The 4,610-nt window shown below is 58.5% G+C and carries 1 protein-coding gene and 1 pseudogene; one reads left to right on the top strand and one right to left on the bottom strand.

Annotated features, from left to right (window positions below):
• The first annotated feature begins 389 nt into the window (after positions 1–389).
• Positions 390–3,283 (top strand): annotated as a pseudogene (locus IQK56_RS00630) (ribonucleoside-diphosphate reductase subunit alpha).
• Positions 3,284–3,510: 227 nt separating this feature from the next.
• Here IQK56_RS00630 and IQK56_RS00625 read toward each other — a convergent pair.
• Positions 3,511–4,610, bottom strand: a 1,100-nt coding sequence (locus IQK56_RS00625) for a hypothetical protein (RefSeq protein ID WP_206691703.1), incomplete at its 5' end; no start/stop codon positions are given.

The following is a 4,610-nucleotide window of genomic DNA, read 5'->3' as shown; positions in this document are numbered from 1 at the left end:
AACCCTACATGTAGGGTTTTGAGCGAAAAGACCCAACACAAATCAGACAAGAAACTCAAGCCCTTTCTTGCTCCTGTTTGGTCGAACCCAAGCATTTTTTGAAAGCCCAAACCGCTCAAGCGGATGGCAGCCGTTTTCAAGCTCCAACAGCGGAAAACGGTACGGGTGTTGCAGTGCTGGAAGCTGGCAACTGTCACCCATCAGTAATACGGCCAAGGGCATTCAAGCCCCGAACCGAAGACTTCGGCATGGAAGCGGCGCGAACAGCCCCCCTTCCTCCTGTCCCGAAGTTGTTATGCCAGGCCCAGGCCTGTTGTAAGTGCTTCAGGACGGAACGGTGGGCACCGTGATGGTGCCCAAATAAATATAGAATGTGGAGACAACCCCCCATGCAAACCGACACAACTCGCGAGAACCCGCAGGGCTCCGTGCCGCAGGCAGCAGATTCGAATATGGATCTGTCCGCCACTGCACCTGGCCAACTGCGCGTGATCAAGCGTAACGGCACTGTCGTTCCTTACACCGATGACAAAATCACCGTCGCCATCACCAAAGCGTTTCTTGCAGTTGAAGGCGGCACCGCTGCCGCTTCGTCGCGCATCCACGACACCGTTGCCCGCCTGACCGAACAAGTCACCGCGACCTTCAAGCGTCGCATGCCATCGGGCGGCACTATCCACATCGAAGAAATCCAGGACCAGGTCGAACTGGCCCTGATGCGTGCCGGCGAGCAGAAAGTCGCACGCGACTACGTGATCTACCGTGACGCCCGTTCCAAGGAACGTGCCGTCCGCACCCCGGCCGAAGAAGCCGCCGTGCAAGCGCACCCGTCGATCCGCATCACCCTGGCCGACGGTTCGTTTGCACCGCTGGACCTGGGCCGCCTGAACACCATCATCACCGAGGCCTGCGAAGGCCTGGAAGAAGTCGATGGTGACCTGATCCAGCGCGAAACCCTGAAGAACCTGTACGACGGCGTGGCCCTGACCGACGTCAACACCGCCCTGGTGATGACCGCCCGTACCCTGGTCGAGCGTGAGCCGAACTACTCGTTCGTCACCGCGCGCCTGCTGATGGACACCCTGCGTGCCGAAGGCCTGGGCTTCCTCGGCGTGGCCGACAGTGCCACCCACCACGAAATGGCCGACCTGTACGCCAAGGCCCTGCCTGCCTACATCGCCAAGGGTATCGAATTCGAATTGCTGAACCCGGTCCTGGCCACCTTCGACCTGGAAAAACTCGGCAAGGCGATCAACCACGAGCGTGACCAGCAGTTCACGTACCTGGGCCTGCAAACCCTGTACGACCGTTACTTCATCCACAAGGACGGGATCCGCTTCGAACTGCCGCAAGTGTTCTTCATGCGCGTGGCCATGGGCCTGGCGATCGAAGAGAAGCACAAGGAAGACCGTGCGATCGAGTTCTACAACCTGCTGTCGTCCTTCGACTACATGTCGTCGACCCCGACCCTGTTCAACGCCGGTACCCTGCGTCCACAGCTGTCGAGCTGCTACCTGACCACCGTGCCGGATGACCTGTCGGGCATCTACCACGCGATCCACGACAACGCCATGCTGTCCAAATTCGCTGGCGGCCTGGGCAACGACTGGACCCCGGTGCGTGCCTTGGGTTCGTACATCAAGGGCACCAACGGCAAGTCCCAGGGCGTCGTGCCGTTCCTCAAAGTCGTGAACGACACCGCCGTAGCGGTCAACCAGGGCGGCAAGCGCAAAGGCGCTGTCTGTGCCTACCTGGAAACCTGGCACATGGACATCGAAGAGTTCATCGAGCTGCGCAAGAACACCGGTGATGACCGCCGTCGTACCCACGACATGAACACCGCCAACTGGATCCCAGACCTGTTCATGAAGCGTGTCTTCGATGACGTCCATGGACCCTGTTCTCGCCATCCGAAGTGCCGGACCTGCACGACCTGACCGGCAAGGCTTTCGAAGAGCGTTACGAGTACTACGAAGCCCTGTCCCAGTACCCAGGCAAGATCAAGCTGTTCAAGACCATCCAGGCCAAAGACCTGTGGCGCAAGATGCTGTCCATGCTGTTCGAAACCGGCCACCCTTGGCTGACCTTCAAGGATCCGTGCAACCTGCGCAGCCCGCAGCAGCACGTGGGCGTGGTTCACAGCTCGAACCTGTGCACCGAGATCACCTTGAACACCAACAAGGACGAAATCGCCGTTTGCAACCTGGGCTCGATCAACCTGCCGAACCACATCGTCAACGGCAAGCTGGACACCGCCAAGCTGGAACGCACCGTCAACACCGCCGTACGCATGCTCGATAACGTGATCGACATCAACTACTACTCGGTGCCACAGGCGCAGAACTCCAACTTCAAGCACCGTCCGGTCGGCCTGGGCATCATGGGCTTCCAGGATGCGCTGTACCTGCAGCACATTCCTTACGGTTCGGATGCAGCGGTCGAGTTCGCCGACAAGTCCATGGAAGCGGTCAGCTACTACGCGATCCAGGCTTCCTGCGACCTGGCCGACGAGCGCGGCGCCTACGAGACGTTCCAGGGTTCGCTGTGGTCCAAAGGCATCCTGCCGCTGGATTCGCAACAGATCCTGATCGAGCAACGTGGCCAGAAGTACATCGATGTTGACCTGGAAGAATCCCTGGACTGGGCGCCGGTACGTGCCCGTGTGCAGAAAGGCATTCGCAACTCCAACATCATGGCCATCGCACCGACCGCGACCATTGCCAACATCACTGGCGTTTCGCAGTCGATCGAACCGACTTACCAGAACCTGTATGTGAAATCGAACCTGTCGGGCGAATTCACCGTGATCAACCCGTACCTGGTTCGCGACCTCAAGGCCCGCGGCCTGTGGGACTCGGTCATGATCAACGACCTGAAGTACTACGACGGTTCCGTGCAGCAGATCGAGCGCATCCCGCAAGAACTCAAAGAGCTCTACGCGACCGCCTTCGAAGTGGACACCAAGTGGATCGTTGACGCCGCCAGCCGTCGTCAGAAGTGGATCGACCAGGCTCAGTCCCTGAACCTTTACATCGCCGGCGCTTCGGGCAAGAAGCTGGACGTGACCTACCGCATGGCCTGGTACCGTGGCCTGAAAACTACGTACTACCTCCGTGCCCTGGCCGCGACCAGCACCGAGAAGTCGACCATCAACACCGGTAAGCTGAACGCTGTGTCCAGCGGCAACCATGGTGATGACTCGGTACTCGCCGCTCCAGCCGGCCCGGCGCCCGTACCAAAGGCCTGTGCGATTGATGAGCCGGATTGCGAAGCTTGCCAGTAAGCTGAGCGCCCTGGGTTTAACCACCCAAGGTTGAAAAGCCCCCGATACACCTGACGGTGTATCGGGGGCTTTCTTTTGCCTGGCATAAAACCAGTGCGCGACTAGATCAACACGGTCGCCATACCCGGCCAAGCATAATCGCCTCGCCCCCCCCCACAACTCCATGCGACCATTGATCACAGCCATCGAATGGCCGCCGAATTCCACCGTCCCTGCCTTACTGCTTCTCAAGTCGCCATCGTCGCCGGCCTGTAAAGCCCCTTCAGCCCCAAACGATCCAGGCCTTCGCGTGGGCCCTCTCCATCGTTGAGGCTATTCAACGCGTCAGTGAAACTCTGCTTTGCCTTCCCATCATTGTTTTCCAACTGCGCCCGCTTGGCGCTCACGGCATACATGAAGTTGGCATCGGTTATCATCGCTGGATCATCGCCCTTGAAACCAGCATGTGCGGCAGCCTCCCTCAATTCATCCTTGGTCAAAGGCACCGTGGTGCCATCTCGCATCGTCACCTCATAGCCTTTGCTTGTTTCCTTCACCTCCTTGTAGACATCGGTAGGTTTTTGACCGTACCGCATCATTGCAGCTTTTATGGCGGAAACGGTGATGCAGTTGCCCTGATCCCCCTGGCTGAAGCCACTCCAGATATTGTCAGGCTTTTTCCCGGGATCGCTGTTGTCCGGCTTGTAGTTGAAATACTTTGAACCGTCGAGAATCGGCTTGTCACTCATGGACTCCCGAGGACCAAAACCCGCCTGATTCACCCCACCGCCACGGCCACCTCCGCCACCGCCACCGCCACCGCCACGCGATGGCGATGGAGACGCAGGAGAAGGGGAAGGCGTATCCGGAAACAGGTCCGGAAACAGCGCCTTCAACAACTCCAGCCATCGATTCGATGGCCCTTCCTTGAGTTGTTCAAGGACTTTCTTGAACTCCTCGTCCCCAAGCGCTTCACGTTTCTCATTGAGCTTGTCGCGTAGCGCCTGAACAGTTTGGTTCTTGCCAGTACTTTGCGCGTCGTCTAGCTCCTTGAGCAGTTTTGCGACGGCGCTCTTATTTGCGTTCAAATCCTCTCTGGTATCGTCTGTCGCGCCTTTACCGCTCCAGGAACGCGGTGCTGATCCAGCGTCGAAATGCACGCCGGCCGCACCAAGCCCCACTTCCCAATAGTTCCCCATTGATATCCCCCCCAAGATCACAAGCTCAACGGCTTGCGGCTTAATGGGTGGCATTGAGGGCGTAGGGCGTTCCAGATGATGTTTGTCAGGCAAAAAAAACCTCGATCGAGGGTTTTCAGTCAAGCGCGTTATCGTCATGGCATCACGTC

Source organism: Pseudomonas cyclaminis, from assembly GCF_015163715.1.
In the GTDB taxonomy this organism is placed as follows: Bacteria; Pseudomonadota; Gammaproteobacteria; order Pseudomonadales; family Pseudomonadaceae; genus Aquipseudomonas; species Aquipseudomonas cyclaminis.
Note: the sequence above shows the minus strand (reverse complement) of the source record. Positions and strands in the feature narration are given on the sequence as shown.